Consider the following 17,611-nt stretch of genomic DNA (forward strand, 5'->3'; position numbering starts at 1 on the left):
CACCATGCGCTTTACCAATGAAAACGGCGACACCATGACCCTGGCAGACAATCTCACCCTGCATGAGCTGCTCGACATGGGTGTCAGCATCTCGGTCTGCGAAGAGACGGATCCGGATCAGCAGATCTGGCTGGCAGAACCCGAAGACGAGCAGTGAAACCAGCCAGTTTTTGACGGCCCACCCCCTCGGGGTGGGCCGTTTATTTTGTTCCTGACCGACGCGGGCAGCATGATCCGCTGGTTGTTCCCCCCAGGGCCCCTCTTTGTTGCCCGTCTGGTGGCCAAGTCACTGAATGTTAATAGCTGTTTGAAATTTATGACTGTTATGGCCAGACAAAGCCGTGGACAAGCGTTCACGGGCGGGTTAAGTTGGTTTTTCACCCGCTTTTCGGGTGAATGATGGAAAACCCCTATTTTTCTACTATCGACGGCTCCGAACTCGCCTGATCTGCCTGCAGACAACAACAAGACTCGGATCGGCGCTGCCGGGAAGCAGCGGACTGTCGATAGCTTTCGCTTAACGGAGCAAAGCCTGGAGGGCTTTATCATGGAGATGTTATCAGGCGCCCAGATGGTGGTTAGAGCGCTGGAAGATCAGGGAGTGGAACACGTTTTCGGCTACCCTGGTGGCTCAGTGCTCGACATCTATGACGCTCTCTTCGAAAACGGCAAGATGGAGCATGTCCTGGTGCGGCACGAGCAGGCCGCAGTGCACATGGCGGACGGTTACGCCCGCTCCACCGGCAAGGTGGGCACTGTGCTGGTGACCTCGGGTCCCGGCGCCACCAACTGCATCACGGGGATCGCAACCGCCTACATGGATTCCATTCCCCTGGTGATCCTGTCCGGCCAGGTGCCGACCAGCATGATCGGGGAGGATGCGTTCCAGGAGACCGACATGATCGGCATCTCCCGCCCGGTGGTGAAGCACAGCTTCCTGTGCAAGAAAGCCAGCGACATTCCCGAGGCCATCAAGAAGGCCTATTACATTGCCGCCAGTGGCCGCCCGGGGCCCGTGGTGGTGGATCTGCCTAAAGACGTGCAGAATCCGAAAGAGAAGTTCCCCTATCAGTATCCCGAGTCCGTTTCCCTGCGCTCCTACAATCCGACCAAGGCGGGACACAAGGGCCAGATCAAGCGGGCTGCCAAGCTGCTGACCGAGGCGAGCCGCCCGGTCATGTACGTGGGTGGCGGCGCCATCAACGCCAATGCGGATCACCTGGTGACCAAGCTGGCGGAGCTGCTGAACCTGCCGGTGACCACCACGCTCATGGGACTGGGCGCCTTCTCCGGCACCCATCCGCAGTTCATCGGCATGCTCGGCATGCACGGCACCTTCGAAGCGAACAAGAGCATGCACAACGCGGATCTCATCTTCGCCGTGGGTGCCCGCTTCGATGACCGCGTGACCAACAACGTGGCCAAGTTCTGCCCGAATGCCACCATAGTCCACATCGACATCGATCCCACCTCCATCTCCAAGACGGTGCAGGCTCATGTGCCCATCGTCGGCTCGGTGGAAACCGTGCTGGAGCAGATGCTGGAAGTGATTCGCGAGTGTGGTTTCGACAACGACAAGCAGGTATTGGCGGACTGGTGGAGCCAGATCGGCCAGTGGCGCTCCCGCAACTGCCTGGCCTACGAAACCCATCCCACCCTGATCAAGCCGCAGCAGGTCATCGAGACTCTCTACAAGGTGACCAAGGGGGAGGCGTTCGTCGCCTCCGACGTGGGCCAGCATCAGATGTTTGCCGCCCTCTACTACCCGTTTGCCAAACCACGTCAGTGGATCAACTCAGGTGGTCTCGGCACCATGGGCTTTGGCATTCCCGCCGCCATGGGCGCCCAGTTTGCCAACCCGGATGCGGTGGTCTGCTGCGTCACCGGCGACGGCTCGGTGCAGATGAACATCCAGGAGCTCTCCACCTGCATGCAGTACGGGGTGCCCATCAAGATCATCTCCATCAACAACCGTGCGCTGGGCATGGTCAAGCAGTGGCAGAAGATGTTCTACGGTGGCCGTCACAGCCACTCCTACATGGAATCCCTGCCTGACTTCGTCAAGCTGGCGGAAGCCTATGGCCACGTCGGCATTGCGGTGAGCGATCCGGCGGAGCTGGAGAGCGCCATGGAGAAGGCCTTTGCCATGAAGGACAGACTGGTGTTCATGGACATCTCGGTCGATCCGGACGAGCACGTCTATCCGATGCAGATCAAATTTGGTGCCATGGACGAGATGTGGCTGAGCAAGACGGAGAGAACCTGATGAGACATATAATTTCCGTTCTGCTGGAGAACGAATCCGGCGCCCTGAGCCGTGTGGTAGGCCTCTTCTCCCAGCGCGGCTACAACATCGAGACCCTGACGGTGGCCCCCACCGAGGATCCCACTCTGTCCCGCATGACCATCGTCACCATGGGGGATGAGCGGGTGCTGGAGCAGATCCAGAAGCAGCTGCACAAGCTGGTGGACGTGCTCAAGGTGTGTGACCTGAGCGAGGGTGAGCACATCGAGCGGGAGATCGCGCTGGTCAAGGCGCGCGCCGCCGGTGGTGCACGTGACGAACTGAAGCGGCTGGCGGACATCTTCCGTGGCCAGATCGTCGACGTCACCCCCGAGCTCTACACGGTGCAGCTCGTCGGGACCAGCGAAAAGCTGGACGCCTTCATCAAGACGGCTGCCCAGACCAACGAGATCATCGAAGTGGTGCGCTCCGGTGTCTGTGGCATCTCCCGGGCGGACAAATCCCTGCGTCCCTGATGTGGCCGGATGTGAAAATAGCTGTTCAAGGGCTCTTCGGAGCCCTTTTTCGTGTCTGGCAGCGTTGCGGGCAAGTGGGGGGGCCGGTAGGGATGCTGGCCACAGCATCAGGAGGTTATCGAGGGGGTGAAAGAGAAGGGGGAAGGGAGGGTCTTCACCTGTCATTTTCTTTCAAATGATCGGTAAACTATCCACAAAAGCTGTGGAAAACTCTGTAGATTAGCGGTGTGTCTGGCGTTAGTCGCATGATCTTAAAGGGATATTTCAATTTGATCCTGGCTGGATCGCATTTGTGCAATCCCCTGGCGAGGGTGTGAGCGTTTGCTTATCCCTCGTGCCTTGCCAAGGGCGGAACGCGGATCTGTCCGTGGATCCGGACGGGATCCCGACCTGATCTTGCGGATCAACATTTCTGGGCGCGAACCATAAAAAAACCCGCCTCTCGGCGGGTTTTTCATTGCATCGGACTGCGGGTCGATTACTCAGCCTGGGCTGCCTGGATGCCGGTCAGGGCGATGGTGTAGACGATGTCGTCCACCAGGGCGCCACGGGAGAGGTCGTTGACCGGCTTGCGCATGCCTTGCAGCATGGGGCCGATAGAGACCAGCTCGGCGGAGCGCTGTACCGCCTTGTAGGTGGTGTTGCCGGTATTGAGATCCGGGAAGACGAACACGGTGGCCTTGCCGGCAACCGGGGAGTTCGGTGCCTTGGACTTGGCGACGTTCTCCATGATGGCCGCATCGTACTGCAGCGGGCCGTCGATGATGAGGTCGGGACGCTTGGCCTTGGCCAGCTCGGTGGCTTCACGCACTTTCTCTACATCGGCGCCGGCGCCGGAGGTGCCGGTGGAGTAGGAGATCATGGCCACGCGCGGCTCGATGCCGAAGGCGGCAGCGGAGTCGGCGGACTGGATGGCGATCTCGGCCAGTTGCTCGGCGGTGGGATCCGGGTTGATGGCGCAGTCACCGTAGACCAGCACCTGATCCGGCAGCAGCATGAAGAAGATGGAGGAGATCAGGGAAGAGCCCGGGGCGGTCTTGATGATCTGCATCGGCGGACGGATGGTGTTGGCCGTGGTGTGCACGGCGCCGGATACCAGACCGTCGACCTCGTTGCGCTCCAGCATCATGGTACCCAGTACCACGTTGTCTTCCAGCTGCTCGCGGGCAACCACTTCGGTCATGCCCTTGTTCTTGCGCAGCTCGACCAGACGAGCCACATAGCGCTCGCGTACGGCAACCGGATCGATGATCTCGACGCGGTCGGTCAGTACCACGCCCTGCTGTTCGGCAACACGACGGATCTCTTCCGGGTTGCCCAGCAGGACCGGACGGGCTATGCCACGCTCGGCACAGATAGCGGCAGCCTTGATGGTCCGCGGCTCTTCCCCTTCCGGCAGCACGACGCGCTTGTTGGCCTGACGGGCCAGTTCGGTCAGCTGGTAGCGGAAAGCCGGCGGGCTCAGGCGACGGGAACGGGTGGACTTGGCGGAGAGAGACTCGATCCAGTGCTTGTCGATGTGACCAGCAACGTAGTCCTGCACCAGCTCGATACGCTCGCGGTCATCTTCCGGGATGTCGACGTTGAAGTTCTGCAGGCTGACGGCGGTCTGCCAGGTGTTGGTGCCGGTGATCATGATCGGCAGACCGGTGGCCATGGCCTGTTGGCACAGGGCCATCACCTGCGGTTCCGGGTGGTAGTTGCCGGTCAGCAGCAGGGCACCCAGCTTGACGCCGTTCATGGCGGAGAGGCAGGCGGAGACGATGACGTCGGAGCGGTCGCCGGAAGTCACCAGCAGGCTGCCCGGACGGAAGTGCTCGATCATGTTGTGGATGGAGCGGGCGCAGAAGGTCACGGTCTGCAGGCGGCGGCTTTCCAGCTCACCCTTGTTGATGATCTTGGCGGCCAGGTGCTTGGCGAGATCCTTGGCGCGCGGTGCGATCAGCTGGGTGTTCCAGGGAATGCAGCCGAGGATGCGCAGCGGACTCTTGCCGAAGACCTGCAGCACTTCCAGGTTGTGGCCGGTATCGGCGCCGTGGTGGTGCGCTTCGAACATCTCGGTCAGGTCGGGACGGGTCACGCCGTGCTCGTCAACCGGGGCACCCACCTTGTTGATGACGCAGCCCACGATGCGCGGGTTGTTGACGCCACCGAAGTTGGAGCAGGCCAGCTCGATGCGCTCTTTGAGCTTCTGGCTGGAGTCGTTGCCCGGATGGGTCACGAACACCATGTCGGCGTCCAGCGCCTTGGCGACGTCGTAGTTCAGCTTGTTGGCAAAGGGTTGCTTGTCGGTCGGAACCAGGCCCTCGATCACCACCACTTCGGCGCCGCTGCTCTTCACGTGCTCTTCGAAGCGGGCCACGATCTCTTCCAGCAGGATGTCGGTGTTGCTGGAGGTGATCATGTTCTCGGCGTAGGAGAGGGCAAACGGCTCGGGCGGATTGATGTTGGCAGCGGCGCGGATCACGGCGGTGGAGCGCTCGGTACCGGTTTCACCCGGACGCGGCTGGGCGACCGGTTTGAAGAAGCTGACATTGACACCGTGACGTTCCATGGCGCGAACGACGCCAAGACTCACGGAGGTTACGCCGACACCAGTGCCGACCGGGATGAGCATAATAGTGCGTGCCACTTATTACCCCTTGTTCATTTTTTGGGATCAGGAAAAGGCCGCCCTGGGGCGGCCTTGCTCTACAGCTAATTTATGCGCCGACCAGTTCCAGCGCGTCGTGGGCGATGACCCACTCTTCGTTGGTCGGGATAACCAGGGCCTTGGTGGAACCAGCCTTGGTGATCTCGCCGCCCTTGCCGAAGCGAGCCTTCAGGTTGGCGTCGTGGTCGACGTCAAAGCCCAGCAGGCCCAGCTTGTTCAGGGTGATCTCACGGATCGGGGCGGAGTTCTCGCCGATGCCGCCGGTGAAGACCACGGCATCCAGACGACCGTCCATGGCGGCGGCGTAGGCACCGATGTACTTGGCCAGACGGTAGCAGTACACGTCCATGGCGCGCTTGGCTTCTTCCTTGCTGTCGTAGTTGTCTTCAACGAAACGGCAGTCGGAGGTGACTTCGGTCAGACCCTGCAGGCCGGATTCCTTGGTCAGCATGGTGTTGATCTCGGCAACGCTCATGCCCAGCTTGTCGTGCAGGAAGAAGATGATGGCCGGATCGATGTCACCGGAACGGGTACCCATCACCAGGCCTTCCAGAGGGGTCAGGCCCATGGAGGTGTCGACGGACTGGCCGTTCTTGATGGCGCAGACGGAGCCGCCGTTGCCCAGGTGGCAGTTGATGATGTTCAGCTCTTCCACCGGCTTGTTCAGCTGCTTGGCGGCCTCCAGGCTGATGTAGTAGTGGCTGGTGCCGTGGGCGCCGTAGCGACGGATGCCGTTCTCCTTGTAGAGCTTGTACGGCAGGGCGTACAGGAAGGCTTCTTCCGGCATGGTCTGGTGGAAGGCGGTGTCGAACACGGCCACGTTCTTCTCGGCCAGCTCCGGGAAGACCTTCAGGGCGGCACGGATACCGATCAGGTGAGCCGGGTTGTGCAGCGGTGCGTAAGGAATGGCGGCTTCGATGCCGGCAATGACGTCATCACAGATGCGAACGGAGGAGGTGAAACGCTCGCCGCCGTGTACCACGCGGTGGCCGATGGCGATCAGGTTCTTGGACAGTTCCGGGTTGAGCGGCAGGATCTTGTGAACGATGAAGTCCAGCGCTTCCTGGTGAGCGGCACCGGCACCCAGATCAGCGTTGCCTTTCTCGCCGTTCAGCTTCCACTTGATGCGGGCGTCGTCGAGGTTGAAGCATTCGGCCAGGCCGGACAGCAGGTCATCACCGGTGATTGCGTCAATGACAGCAAACTTCAGGGACGAGCTGCCACAGTTAAGAACAAGAACCAGCTTACTCATGAATAAATCCTATCGCAGATTGGGTTGGGTTGGAGGATGCGCCGGACGCGGTGCGTCCAAAAACTATCAACTTATCCTTATGAGGGTTGGCAATCTGTTGCTTGCCCCTTGTATAGTGATACAAGACCCGATATTCAGACGTCCCTGACTGGTCAGTGGCCGTGCCCCAGCGTAAAAATGGGCGTACAAAGGATAACCTGATTGTTGAAAAATAACAAAGTCATCCTCAACCTTTGTTATTGCCTCTCAAATATTGTCGAGGTTTTGCCGTTAATGCGTTCGAAAAGAGCTCGGAGGTAGCATGAGCATGAACATTTTTGGAACTAAATTACAGCAAGGCCGTCATTATATGACTCTTTGGCCGCGCCGTCCCGAGCTTAATTCCATGTTCCCGGAGAATCGGGTGATCAAGGCCACCGAATTCGCCCTCAAGGTGATCCCGGCACTGGCGGTGCTCAGCGTCATGGTGCAGTTCCAGTTTGGCGAGCTTCATTACTGGCCCTCCGTGATGGCGTCCGTGCTCTTCCTGCTCAGCCTGCCGCTACAAGGGTACTACTGGCTCGGCCAGCGCGCCGATACCCGGCTACCCCCCTCCCTCGCCACCTGGTATCGGGAGATAAACGGCAAGATGAACGAGCAAGGCGGTCAACGTCAGCTGGTGGCGCGTCCCCGCTACGAAGAGCTGGCCGATACCCTCAACGCCGCCTTCAAGCAGCTAGACAAATCCTTCCTCTACGAATGACTTTCCGAAGTCAGACTGACGACAAAGGCGCCCTCAGGCGCCTTTTTCACATTCAGGCGGCCAGCACTTTGCTGATCTCCTGGATGGATAGCTTGTACTGACGGGGGCACTGACGCCAGACCGCCAGCATGCGCTGGTACTTGTCCCGCATGGCGATGTCGCTGGAGAGCTCATCGCAGGGGCAGGGCAGTTCGGGGAAGCGCTTGTCCACTTCCAGCAGGAAGCAGACGTAATCCGCCAGTTCCCGCTCCTGGCTGCGGCTGTAGCCGTTGAAGGCAAGGCGGCTCTCGTTGACATCGGCCCGGGCGCTGGCATCCAGGTTGCCCCAGGAGATGGCCAGTGCATGGTGCAGTTCCAGAGTGTCCAGCACCTCCTGGCAGGTGGCGAGATCCAGGTGGCCGAAGCTCTTCTCCAGCTCGAGGATCTGCAGGCAGTAGCCGCGCTCGACGATGGTGCTGGCACGCTGGTAAAACGCCGCCTTTTCCGGATTGAGTTTGGCCAGGATCTCGTACTGGTTGCTCAGGATCAGGCGTTCGGTGTGGCTCATGTTCATGGGCTGTCTCGCTGGAAAATGAATCTGGGGTCACGTTAACCCATATCCAGGATGAATTTTTTGATCTGAGAGGGGAGGTTGGCGAGAAAAAGGGGTAAGAGGCGCCCTGGTGAGCCGCCAGAGAGTGGGGGCTGATGCCGTGGTGAAACGAGGAGGGCCCGCCATGGCGAGCCCTGCAACAATGCCGCTGGTGGCTTAGCCCTTGACGAGGTCGAGCACCACCTGATGGTGATCGCTGGTCTTGAACTTGTCGAAGCGATGGGCAACCTTGCCCTCTTCATCGATGAGGAAGCTCAGGCGATGAATGCCGTCATACTCCTTGCCCATGAACTTCTTCGGACCCCAGACGCCAAAGGCATCGGCCACCGCGTGATCCTCATCGGCCAGCAGGCGGAAGTTGAGGTTGTCGCGCTCCTCGAACTTTTTCAGGCGCTTGGCGCTGTCCGGGCTGATGCCGAGCACCACCACATTGAGGGCAGCCAGCTCGCTATTGACGTCGCGCAGACCGCAGGCCTGGGTGGTGCAACCCGGGGTCATCGCCTTGGGGTAGAAATAGATCAGCACCTTCTTGCCGCGCAGATCGGCGAGGCGAACCTGATTGCCGTCCTGATCGGAGAGGGAGAAATCGGGGGCCTGGGTACCAGCTTCTAGTGGTGACATGGGGTCTCCTCGGATAAACGCCGTCAGGCGTACTTGTGATTGACGATGAATTCGAACGACTCGGCGCCCAGTCCACGACAGAAATCGGCGAAGGCCGTCTTCGAACCGGGCTCTTCTCCCTGCTTGGAGAGATTCAACTGAAAGTTCGCCTTGAGCAGGTTGAAGGGCTGCTGTTCCAGGGTGATGGTCTGCATGGCCTGGATGTCCCAGCCGTGATCGCTGAAGAACTGGGTGCACTGACTTACGATGCCCGGCTGATCCCGGATCAGCACCTCTGCGCTGGCGCTGATGTCATATTGCAGGGAGTGGTGGCGCTCGGTGCGTTTCATCATGGTGATGAGATCCCACTCCTGGCTGCGCAGTGGGAGGCTGATTTCCAGTTGCATCAGGCTGTTCCAGTCACCGGACAGCAGCATGATGAAGGTGAATTCGTTGCCGAAGATGCCAAGACGGCTGTCGACAATGTTGCAACCGCAGCCACTGACGTGACGGGTCACCTCATTGACGATGCCAGGCCTGTCCGTGCCGATGGCCGTTACGACCAGGTAGTGAGTCATAAATCGTCTCTCGTCCATTATTGAGAATGCGTTGACCGCGGGTGCCGGTACCCTGCTGGGAGGCCTCTTGCGCGCGCGTGCATTCATACGTTTTGTGCCGGATGGTAACACGGCTTGTCCCGTGCCTCCCTTGTTTTTCAAAAGGGGCAGCTTTACCATTACGCCCCTGAAAATCGGGAGAATTATCCATGTTACGCGGTAGTATTGTTGCGCTCGTTACCCCCATGCTGCCCTCGGGCGACATCGATTGGGTCAGTCTGGCAGCGCTGGTGGAATATCATGTGGATGCCGGGACCAGCGCCATCGTCGCCGTGGGAACCACGGGAGAGTCGGTCACCCTGAGCGAGCAGGAACATATCGCCGTGGTTGAGAAGACGGTGGAGTACGCCGCCGGACGCATTCCCGTCATCGCGGGCTGCGGCTCCAACAATACTGCTCACGCCATCGCCCTTTCCCGGCGTTTCGCCACCATGGGCGTGGTGGCGGGTCTCTCGGTTACCCCCTATTACAACAAACCCACCCAGGAAGGCCTCTATCGTCACTATTGTGCGATCGCCGAGGCTAGTGGTCTGCCTCAAATTCTCTATAATGTGCCCGGTCGCACCTGCTGTGACCTCAAACCCGAGACGGTGGCCCGTCTGGCCAAGGTGCCCGGCATCATAGGTTTGAAAGAAGCGACTGGCGATCTTGGCCGTACCCCGCTGCTGCGCGAACTGTGCGGGCCGGATTTCGCGCTTTATAGTGGCGATGACGCCAGCGGATGTGATTTTATGCTGCAAGGGGGCGATGGTGTCATTTCGGTCACCACCAATATTGCGGCGCCCCAGATGGCCGACATGTGTCGTGCTGCCCTGGCCGGTGATGCCGGGCAGGCTCATGACATCAACAATCGATTGATGCCGTTGCATCAGACTCTGTTCTGTGAACCGAGTCCCATCCCGGTGAAATGGGCCTGTGCCCGGCTGGGATTGATGGCGACGGCGACCTTGCGTCTGCCCCTGACCGATCTCACCCCCGAGGGGGAAGCGGCGATGGCGCGAGCACTGACGACTGCGGAGTTGATGGCGAGTGTTTAAAGCAAATGGAAAGGGAAATGCAGTGCGCCTGGTACTGAGTGTCGCGACGGTGGCCGTGCTGGCTGCCTGCAGCTCACCCCAGGAACGCAAAATGGCCAACCGTGGCTTCGAGTATGAAGAGAGCCGCCTCGAAGGCCGCGCCTTCCTTGTGCCCGCCGGGTTGAGTACCCCCGCCTTTAACAGCAATTTCGACATTCCGGCCCTGCCCGAGAGCAGCCGTGAGGGCGCCCTCGGGGCCAAGGTGGACGTGCGTCCGCCCGCCCAGTTGCTCACCGTGGTGCCCGGCAGCCAGGTGGTGGCCAATGCCAGCGAGCCGACCGTCGCCTTCTATGCCCTCAGCACTTCCCAGAGCGTGGAGCGCGATACCTGGGCCTTCCTGATGAACTTCCTGGCCGAACACAAGGTCACCACCGAGAAGCTGGACCAGCAGGACGGCGTCTTGCAGACCGGCTGGTTTGACAACTCCGCGGTGCTCGATGGCTGGGCGGAAGATGACGATGACTTCAAGATCCGTCAGCGTTACCAGTTCACCCTGCGCAACGATGTGCAGCGCCACGCCATCAAGATGTCGGTACGGGTGCTGGATCACGAAGAGACCATCGACGGCGAGACCAGCACTGTGCTGACGCCGGCGGACGCTCAGCGTTATGCTACCCGCGCCCTGAACCAGTTCTCCCTCTATTACGACAAGCAGCTCAAGGCCCGTGAACAGCACAAGTCCAGCGATGGCATGGGGCTGGAGCTGGGTCTGGACAACAACGAGCTGAGCGCCTGGATTGCCGAAGGGTCGTTTGACCAGGTGTGGCGCCGCCTCAATCAGGTGCTGCCTGCCTATGGTTTCACCATCAAGGATACCCAGCAGTCCCTGGGCTGGATCGACGTGGAGTACGACGAGCCGGACAGCGAGTTCTGGAAGGCCAAGGGAGCGGAACCGTTCAAGCTCGAGGAAGACAAGTATCGCTTCCAGCTCGGCGAGATGACGGGCGGCAAGACCTCCATCACCCTGTTCGACAAGGACAAGAAGCCTGTCGCATCCGGTGTCATCTCCCAGATGTACATCAGCCTGTCCGAGGCCTTTGCCAAGGGCTTGGCCGATCAGGGGGCGAAGTAAGCATGGAAACAGGGGCCTCGCGCCCCTGTTTTGTTATGTCCGGGTTGCCGCAGGGCCAGCGTGCCGAGCCGGTTGCCCCGGGCCTGAGTACCTGATGATGTGAATCCCCCACAGACAGGGGTCTGGTGCCCCTGCCTAACTAGTCCCACAACAGGAAGTGTTATTAGCCATGAGTCTTGCAGATCAAGTATTGGCGGTGAACGACGATTTGCCGATCCGTACCGATAAACCTGTCCATTCCGGCAAAGTGCGCAGCGTCTACTGGTTGACCCCGGCAGACAGTGCCCGGCTCATTCGGGAGAAAGGCTATGATGTGCCGGCCGATACGCCCCTGGCCCTCATGGTGATCAGTGATCGCATCTCGGCTTTCGACTGCATCTGGCAAGGGGTGGACGGTCTGAACGGCGTGCCGGGCAAGGGCGCGGCGCTCAATGCCATCTCCAGCCACTGGTTCAAGCTGTTCAAGGAGCAGGGGCTGGCGGACAGCCACATCCTGGACATCCCGCACCCCTTCGTCTGGATCGTGCAAAAAGCCCGTCCCGTGATGATCGAGGCCATTGCCCGCCAGTACATCACCGGCTCCATGTGGCGTGCCTACAAGGATGGTGAGCGGGAATTCTGCGGCATCACCCTGCCGGAAGGGCTCAAGAAGGATCAGAAGCTGCCCGAGATCCTCATCACCCCGTCCACCAAGGGGATCCTCAAGGGGCTGGATGGCGTGCCGGAAGCGGACGACGTCAACGTCTCCCGCGGCGACATCGAGCGCCACCATCAGGCCTTCGGCTTCCGCTCCCCGGCGGACATCGACCACTACGAGGCGCTGCTCAAAGAGGGCTTCAACGTCATCAGCGAGGCGCTGGCTGCCCTGGATCAGGTCTTCGTCGACACCAAGTTCGAGTTCGGTTACGTGACCGATGCCGCCGGTCGCGAGAAGCTCATCTACATGGATGAAGTGGGCACCCCCGACAGCTCCCGCATCTGGGACGGCGCAGCCCTTCGCGGCGGCGAGATCATCGAGAAGTCCAAAGAGGGCTTCCGCCAGTGGCTGCTGAACCACTTCCCGGATCCGGACATCCTGCTCAACAAGAACCGCATGCCCGAGCGCTTCGCCCTGGCCCGGGACAACAAGCTGCCCACCGAGGTGATGATGGATATCTCCCGCACCTATGTGGGGATCGCCGAGATGATCATCGGTCAGCCGCTGGTACGCAGTGCCAATCCGAAGCAGGAGATCATCGAGGTACTGCGGGAGCAGTACGGCCTGATCGACTGAGGCCGACCGCTTTTTTTGCCGCAGGCGCACAAACGTTTGCCGGTGGCAGGGGAGGCGTTTGCAACGCAGATGACAAAACGGGCCCCATGACGGGGCCCGTTTTCATTGGGTTGTCCGGAGCGCTCAGCCATTGACCCGGAAGATCTGACCGGTCTGTACCCCCAGTACCGATTTCTTGTAGGCCTGGGCCACCCGGGCGGCGGGTACCGGCACGAAGCCCGGGAAGAAGTCGGCATACTTGCCCATGGACTCTTCCAGCACGGTGGGGCTCACCACGTTGATGCGAATGCCCCTTGGCAGCTCGCAGGCGGCCCCTTTCACGAAGTGCTCGATGGCACCGTTGATGGTGGTGGCGCTCACCCCCCAGTGGATGGGCTCCTCGCTCAGAATGCCGCTGATGAGGGTGATGGAGCCACGGTCGCTCAGGTGGGCAATGGCGGCCCGGGTCAGGTTGATCTGGCCCATCAGCTTGCTCTGAAGCCCCACCTGCCATTGCTCGTCCGTCATCTCGGTCAGGGCATTGAAGGCGACGCTGCCGCTGGCGACCACCAGGGCATCGAAGGACCCGACCTGCTCGAAGAGCGCTCTGATGGAGGCGGGGTCGCGCATGTCCACTCTGGCATCCCCCTGGCTGTGACCGACCCGGATCACCTGGTGATCCTGGGCAAGCAGTTCGCTGACGGCGGCGCCAATGGTGCCGGAGGCACCCACAATCACAATCTTCATATCTATCGCTCCTGGTTGAGATGAGTTGATGATAGCGGGATAAAAAGGGAGAAAAAGCGCTTATGATGAACCCATTGTTTCCATATTGGTGCTAATGATGGATATCACCCACCTGGCCAGTTTCTATGAAGTGGTGCAACGGGGCAGTTTCTCCGCCGCTGCCGATACCCTGGGGGTGAGCAAGGGGATGCTGAGCCGCCATGTGAGCGCCCTGGAGTCCGCCCTCAATGCCCAGCTGCTCCAGCGCACGACCCGCAGACTCAGCCTGACCGAGGCGGGGCGGGTGCTTCACCAGCAGGCCGGCGAGATCTTCGCCCTGGCCCGGGAGGCGGAGGAGGGGATCCGCGCCCTGACCGAGGAGGACAGCGGCCGCCTGCGCTTCACCTGCCCGGTCAGCACGGGGGACCGCATGGTGAGCGAACTGCTCGCCCGTTTTGCCGAGCTCTGCCCCGGCGTCCAGGTCGAGCTCAACTTCACCAATGCCATGATCGACATGAGCCAGGGGGAGAATGACATTGCCCTGCGGGCCATGGAGCTGATCCCCGACAACCTGGTGGCCCTGCCGCTCGGCAGGCTCAAGGATGTGGTGGTGGCAAGCCCCGCCCTGCTGGCGCGGGAGGGGATCCCCGCCACTCCCTATGAGCTGGGGGGGCGCTCCTGCCTGCTGCAGGGCCACAACCCGGACTGGGAGCAGTGGCACTTTCGCCAGGGGGAGGAGGAGGCGCACATCCTGGTGCAGGGGCGAGTGCGGGCCAACCACTACAGCACCCTGCTGCAACTGGCCCGGGCGGGCATGGGGTTTGCCAAGTGTCCACTGATGCTGGTGGAGGCCAGCCTGGCCCGAGGGGAGCTGGTGGCCGTGCTGACGGAGTGGCAGACCGGCCTGCACCCGATCCATGTGCTGCACGCCCAGCAGCGCCGGGTGCCGCGCAAGATCCGGCTGTTCAAGCAGGTGCTGGCCCAGTGGTTTGCCGAGCGGCCCCATTATCTGCTGGGGTGAGCCTGCATCCCGTTATTTTTCTGTCATCTGGGGCTGCTACCCTGCGCCCTTCATCGCGAAAGGAGAGTCAGGGAATGAAGCGTCATCAGGGTTGGGCAGGGGTTGCGCTGCTGTGCTGCGGCGGTGTGCAGGCCGAGGTCAGGGTCGAGGTGCCCCGGGATTTCCAGATCCTGGCGGTGAGCGCCGGCAAGGTGCAGGACGAGCAGCATGCCGTGCTGGCCGACGGGGAGCAGCAACTGCTGGTGCGCTACGAGGGGGTGATCCCGAGTCGCAACAGCAGCGACAACGATCGCCAGGTTCGCTCCGAGCCTCAGGTGCTTCGCTATGAGGCACGCCGGCAGTCGGTGCGCCTGCAGGCTCCCGTGCCTGCGGACGAGGCCGGGATGGAACGCTACGCCAGGGCCCCTGTCCTGGGCCTGGTGGCGGGGGGGCAGCCCCTCGAGGTGCGCCAGGATACGCTGATGGTGCAGGGGATGCAGATCGGCATGGACTGGCATGCCAGGCTGATGGAGTACAACCGCAGCGAGGGGCCTGCCGTGCTCGCCGGTGCGGCGGATGTGACTGCGGCCGCCGTGGCGACGCCCCGGGCCTCCTCCGTGCCGGCCAGCGCCCTGGAAGGGCAGTTGCAACAGCTTTTCCTGCAGGCGGACCCCGCGCTTCGCAAGCGCTTCATCGGTTGGGCCGTGCCGCGCCTTTAAGTTTGCTCCCCGTTGCAGTAACGTGGGCACATCTTTGATTCCCGATGTGCCCATGTTGATCAGCGAGGCCCCCATGTTTGAATTGCACCCCCGCCTTCAGGCGGATACCCGGATACTGGGGGATCTGCCCCTGTGCCGCGTCCTGCTGGCCAAAGACAGCCAGTATCCCTGGCTGATTCTGGTGCCACGGGTCGCCAACCTGCGGGAGATCCATCATCTGGCCCCCGAGCAGCAACAGCAGTTGATGCAGGAGTCCTGCGCCGTCGCCACCCTGATGGAGCGGGCACTCGGCCCGGACAAGATCAACGTGGCGGCCCTCGGCAATCTGGTGCCTCAGCTGCACCTGCACCACGTGGCCCGCTTCAGCTCGGATGCGGCCTGGCCCGGCCCCATCTGGGGTGCCTGTCCCGCCATTCCCTATGAGGAGCAGGCCTTGCAAGGGGCGGCTGCCAGTTGGCAAACCCGTCTGGCTACCCTGGATGGATTTCAGCCATTTCTGACTGATAATCCAGTCAAGTGAGAGGTGGCTCGCGCTTTGGGCACCGGGATCACGCAATCTGTTAGCGTATCGCGTCGGTGCATGGTGACATGGGCGACACGAGTGACAGCCCCATTATTTCGATCAGCAGGAAGGTTCCATGATAGTGACAAGATCCGAGGATGATGCCGTATTGACCACAGAGGACGTACTGCTGAGCCTGTGCAATTCGGTGACGAGCGTATTGAGTGCGGCGACCCAGACCCAGGTGCGCTTCTCCGGCATGGTGCAGCGGATCAGCAAGACCTGCCTCAAGCCTGACATCGGCTGTTTCGTGCTGTTTGACGGCGGCTTCTCCGGGCTGGTGGTGATCAACTTCTCCGCCGCCGCGGCCATGGAGCTCTACCAGAGCTACATGCTGAGCATGGGGCTCTCCAAGGAGGATCTCGCCATCTCCCACACCTCGGACGAGGTGAGCAACGTCATGGGCGAGCTGATGAACCAGATCGTCGGCAGCTTCACCACCAAGGTGGGGCGCGAGCTGCAGACCCACATCACCCAGAACCAGCCCAAGATGCTGGCGCTCAACAAGCAGGTGATGCTGAGCGTCGACACCAACCTCGACAATCCCGAGACCCGCCGGGTGACCTTCTTCACCGCCAGCAACAACATCTTCTATCTGGAGCTGGCCATGGACAAGACGGAGTTTATCCGGATCCATGATGGCGGCGTGCAGGAGGAGGTGGATCCCGACGAGCTGATCGCCCAGGCCAAGCAGTCAGCCAAACCGGCACCGGCGGCCGCGCCGGCGAGCAACGAGCACGACGATCTGCTGGATTCCCTCGGCATCTGATGGTCGAGGGTTGTGCAAATGAAGAGGCCACCCCGGGGGTGGCCTTCTTGCTTGGGGCGGGTCAGAAGTTGTAAAGCAGCCCGGTACTGAAGCGAAGCGCCTCGGCATCGTAGAAGTCGATGTCGGAGTCGGCGCTGGAGTAGGCTGCGGTGAAGGTGGCGGCAAGGGGTTTGATGCCGAACAGGTTGTGCCAGAAGAAGGTGCCATTGAGGGCGAACTCGCTGGCATCGGCGCGCTGGCCGAACAGGGGATTCGCCTCGTCATACTTGCGCTTGCCGGCGTAGAGGTTGCTCACGATGGACCACTGGGAGGCGCGCTTGGCATAGGTCAGCTGCAGACCGGTGTTCTTGAAGCTCTCCGCACTCCCGTCCAGGCGGGCCTCCTTGTAGAGGAAGGCGGGCTCCAGCAACTGGTCGCCGCCGAAGTGGTACTGGTAGGAGAGTGCCAGGTCGTGGACCTTGCCATTGCGGCTCAGCATGGAGGCGTAGTGGGTGCCGTGGGTCAGGTCATATTGCTGGCCACTGCGCTCCTCGTCGAGCTCCACTTCCCGGCTGGTCAGGGTGGCGTAGACGTTGCTGCCCCAGATCCTGTCCCAGGCAAAGCGCACCCCTTTCGAGGTGAGATCGGTGGCGCTGCGATCCACGCCGGTGGCGAAGGGATCGCTCCACACTTCCACCGGCATGAGGTTGAACACCAGGGAGGTGGCGACGATACCCTTGTCACCCATCTCCTGGCGCAGACCGAGTTGCTGGGTAAAGTCGAAGCGCACCGCGTCCTGGATGAGGTTGCCGAGGAAGACCTGGGTGCGGGTATCGGCGAAGGTGTAGCGGATATCGGCATTGAGCAGCGGGCTCAGACCGCTTTCGCGGCCGGGGGAGCCCAGATCATCGATACGGCTGTTGCTGTCGTCACCGGCATAGAAGTTGGACTTGTGGCTGCCGGCATTGACCCCGCCCAGCAGAAAACCGGACCAGCCGGTCTGGCGGGGGATCTCCCCCAGATCGGCGTGGGCGGTGGTGGCGACCAGCAGGCCAAGGCTCAACAGAACATGATTTCGCATCGGGTATGCTCCTGACATAACGAATGAGAAGGGTGACAGTGCGCCCCGGTATTCCGGTGGAACCGGTGCTGACTGAGGCATGGCAGGCATGCTACCCCAGCCGGAGTGTGACGTTAATCAATAATTGAATACGCGACGGACAAGAGTTCATGGCGCCGT

Annotated in this window: 18 protein-coding genes; 11 read left to right on the forward strand and 7 right to left on the reverse strand. The window is 61.2% G+C overall.

Features of this window, described 5'->3' with window-relative positions:
* The first annotated feature begins 4 nt into the window (after positions 1-4).
* From PG879_RS12930 to ilvN, 3 genes are all read left to right on the forward strand, one after another.
* A complete protein-coding gene (locus PG879_RS12930) occupies positions 5-157 on the forward strand; it encodes a hypothetical protein (protein WP_010673158.1) in 153 nt (50 codons plus the stop codon).
* Between the two features lie 390 nt (positions 158-547).
* Positions 548-2,266 (forward strand): acetolactate synthase 3 large subunit, encoded by a 1,719-nt coding sequence (locus PG879_RS12935; protein WP_171865080.1) that lies wholly within the window; start codon positions 548-550, stop codon positions 2,264-2,266.
* Positions 2,266-2,760 (forward strand): acetolactate synthase small subunit, encoded by a 495-nt coding sequence (ilvN, locus tag PG879_RS12940; protein ID WP_010673160.1) that lies wholly within the window; start codon positions 2,266-2,268, stop codon positions 2,758-2,760. Before PG879_RS12935 ends, ilvN begins: the two co-directional genes overlap by 1 nt.
* 478 nt (positions 2,761-3,238) lie before the next feature.
* On the opposite strand, the gene pta is transcribed toward ilvN, so the two are convergent.
* Positions 3,239-5,392, reverse strand: coding sequence for a phosphate acetyltransferase (pta, locus tag PG879_RS12945; RefSeq protein WP_119197348.1), 2,154 nt, complete (start codon positions 5,390-5,392; stop codon positions 3,239-3,241).
* A gap of 70 nt (positions 5,393-5,462) precedes the next feature.
* Complete coding sequence (locus tag PG879_RS12950; RefSeq protein ID WP_041211117.1) at positions 5,463-6,665, reverse strand: acetate kinase; 1,203 nt, start codon at positions 6,663-6,665, stop codon at positions 5,463-5,465.
* Positions 6,666-6,966: 301 nt separating this feature from the next.
* On the opposite strand from PG879_RS12950, the gene yfbV reads away from it, so the two are divergent.
* Positions 6,967-7,407, forward strand: coding sequence for a terminus macrodomain insulation protein YfbV (gene yfbV / locus PG879_RS12955; RefSeq protein ID WP_029313829.1), 441 nt, complete (start codon positions 6,967-6,969; stop codon positions 7,405-7,407).
* Between the two features lie 52 nt (positions 7,408-7,459).
* Here the strand turns inward: yfbV and PG879_RS12960 are convergent, their stop codons facing one another.
* The 3 genes from PG879_RS12960 to PG879_RS12970 all read right to left on the reverse strand — a co-directional run bounded on the left by PG879_RS12960 (position 7,460) and on the right by PG879_RS12970 (position 9,177).
* On the reverse strand, positions 7,460-7,960 hold the full coding sequence (locus PG879_RS12960; protein ID WP_039040945.1) for a YfbU family protein: 501 nt from the start codon (positions 7,958-7,960) through the stop codon (positions 7,460-7,462).
* 195 nt (positions 7,961-8,155) lie between these two features.
* On the reverse strand, positions 8,156-8,620 hold the full coding sequence (gene bcp / locus PG879_RS12965) for a thioredoxin-dependent thiol peroxidase (RefSeq protein ID WP_010673165.1): 465 nt from the start codon (positions 8,618-8,620) through the stop codon (positions 8,156-8,158).
* A 23-nt stretch (positions 8,621-8,643) separates the two neighbouring features.
* Positions 8,644-9,177 (reverse strand): glycine cleavage system protein R, encoded by a 534-nt coding sequence (locus PG879_RS12970; RefSeq protein WP_010673166.1) that lies wholly within the window; start codon positions 9,175-9,177, stop codon positions 8,644-8,646.
* 188 nt (positions 9,178-9,365) lie between these two features.
* On the opposite strand from PG879_RS12970, the gene dapA reads away from it, so the two are divergent.
* From dapA to PG879_RS12985, 3 genes are all read left to right on the forward strand, one after another.
* On the forward strand, positions 9,366-10,253 hold the full coding sequence (gene dapA, locus PG879_RS12975; RefSeq protein WP_029313831.1) for a 4-hydroxy-tetrahydrodipicolinate synthase: 888 nt from the start codon (positions 9,366-9,368) through the stop codon (positions 10,251-10,253).
* Positions 10,246-11,364, forward strand: coding sequence for an outer membrane protein assembly factor BamC (gene bamC, locus PG879_RS12980; RefSeq protein ID WP_029313833.1), 1,119 nt, complete (start codon positions 10,246-10,248; stop codon positions 11,362-11,364). The genes dapA and bamC overlap by 8 nt, the downstream gene beginning before the upstream one ends.
* 169 nt (positions 11,365-11,533) lie before the next feature.
* The gene (locus PG879_RS12985) at positions 11,534-12,637 is read left to right on the forward strand and encodes a phosphoribosylaminoimidazolesuccinocarboxamide synthase (RefSeq protein WP_210600689.1); all 1,104 of its coding nucleotides are present in this window, start codon (positions 11,534-11,536) and stop codon (positions 12,635-12,637) included.
* A gap of 123 nt (positions 12,638-12,760) precedes the next feature.
* Here the strand turns inward: PG879_RS12985 and PG879_RS12990 are convergent, their stop codons facing one another.
* Complete coding sequence (locus PG879_RS12990) at positions 12,761-13,363, reverse strand: short chain dehydrogenase (protein ID WP_041211120.1); 603 nt, start codon at positions 13,361-13,363, stop codon at positions 12,761-12,763.
* Between the two features lie 97 nt (positions 13,364-13,460).
* Here PG879_RS12990 and PG879_RS12995 point away from each other — a divergent pair, with 97 nt between their 5' ends.
* The 4 genes from PG879_RS12995 to PG879_RS13010 all read left to right on the forward strand — a co-directional run bounded on the left by PG879_RS12995 (position 13,461) and on the right by PG879_RS13010 (position 16,392).
* Complete coding sequence (locus tag PG879_RS12995) at positions 13,461-14,363, forward strand: LysR family transcriptional regulator (RefSeq protein ID WP_210600687.1); 903 nt, start codon at positions 13,461-13,463, stop codon at positions 14,361-14,363.
* A gap of 74 nt (positions 14,364-14,437) precedes the next feature.
* Positions 14,438-15,061, forward strand: coding sequence for a DUF2057 domain-containing protein (locus PG879_RS13000; RefSeq protein ID WP_270830284.1), 624 nt, complete (start codon positions 14,438-14,440; stop codon positions 15,059-15,061).
* A 73-nt stretch (positions 15,062-15,134) separates the two neighbouring features.
* On the forward strand, positions 15,135-15,581 hold the full coding sequence (locus tag PG879_RS13005; protein ID WP_039040966.1) for an HIT domain-containing protein: 447 nt from the start codon (positions 15,135-15,137) through the stop codon (positions 15,579-15,581).
* Positions 15,582-15,699: 118 nt separating this feature from the next.
* Positions 15,700-16,392: a DUF3334 family protein gene (locus tag PG879_RS13010; RefSeq protein ID WP_029313837.1), complete on the forward strand. Its 693-nt coding sequence runs from the start codon at positions 15,700-15,702 to the stop codon at positions 16,390-16,392.
* 61 nt (positions 16,393-16,453) lie between these two features.
* Here the strand turns inward: PG879_RS13010 and PG879_RS13015 are convergent, their stop codons facing one another.
* On the reverse strand, positions 16,454-17,452 hold the full coding sequence (locus tag PG879_RS13015) for a DUF2860 family protein (RefSeq protein WP_039040951.1): 999 nt from the start codon (positions 17,450-17,452) through the stop codon (positions 16,454-16,456).
* Between the last annotated feature and the right edge of the window lie 159 nt (positions 17,453-17,611).

It is taken from the genome of Aeromonas sp. QDB63 (genome assembly GCF_027707425.1).
Taxonomy (GTDB): Bacteria; Pseudomonadota; Gammaproteobacteria; order Enterobacterales; family Aeromonadaceae; genus Aeromonas; species Aeromonas caviae.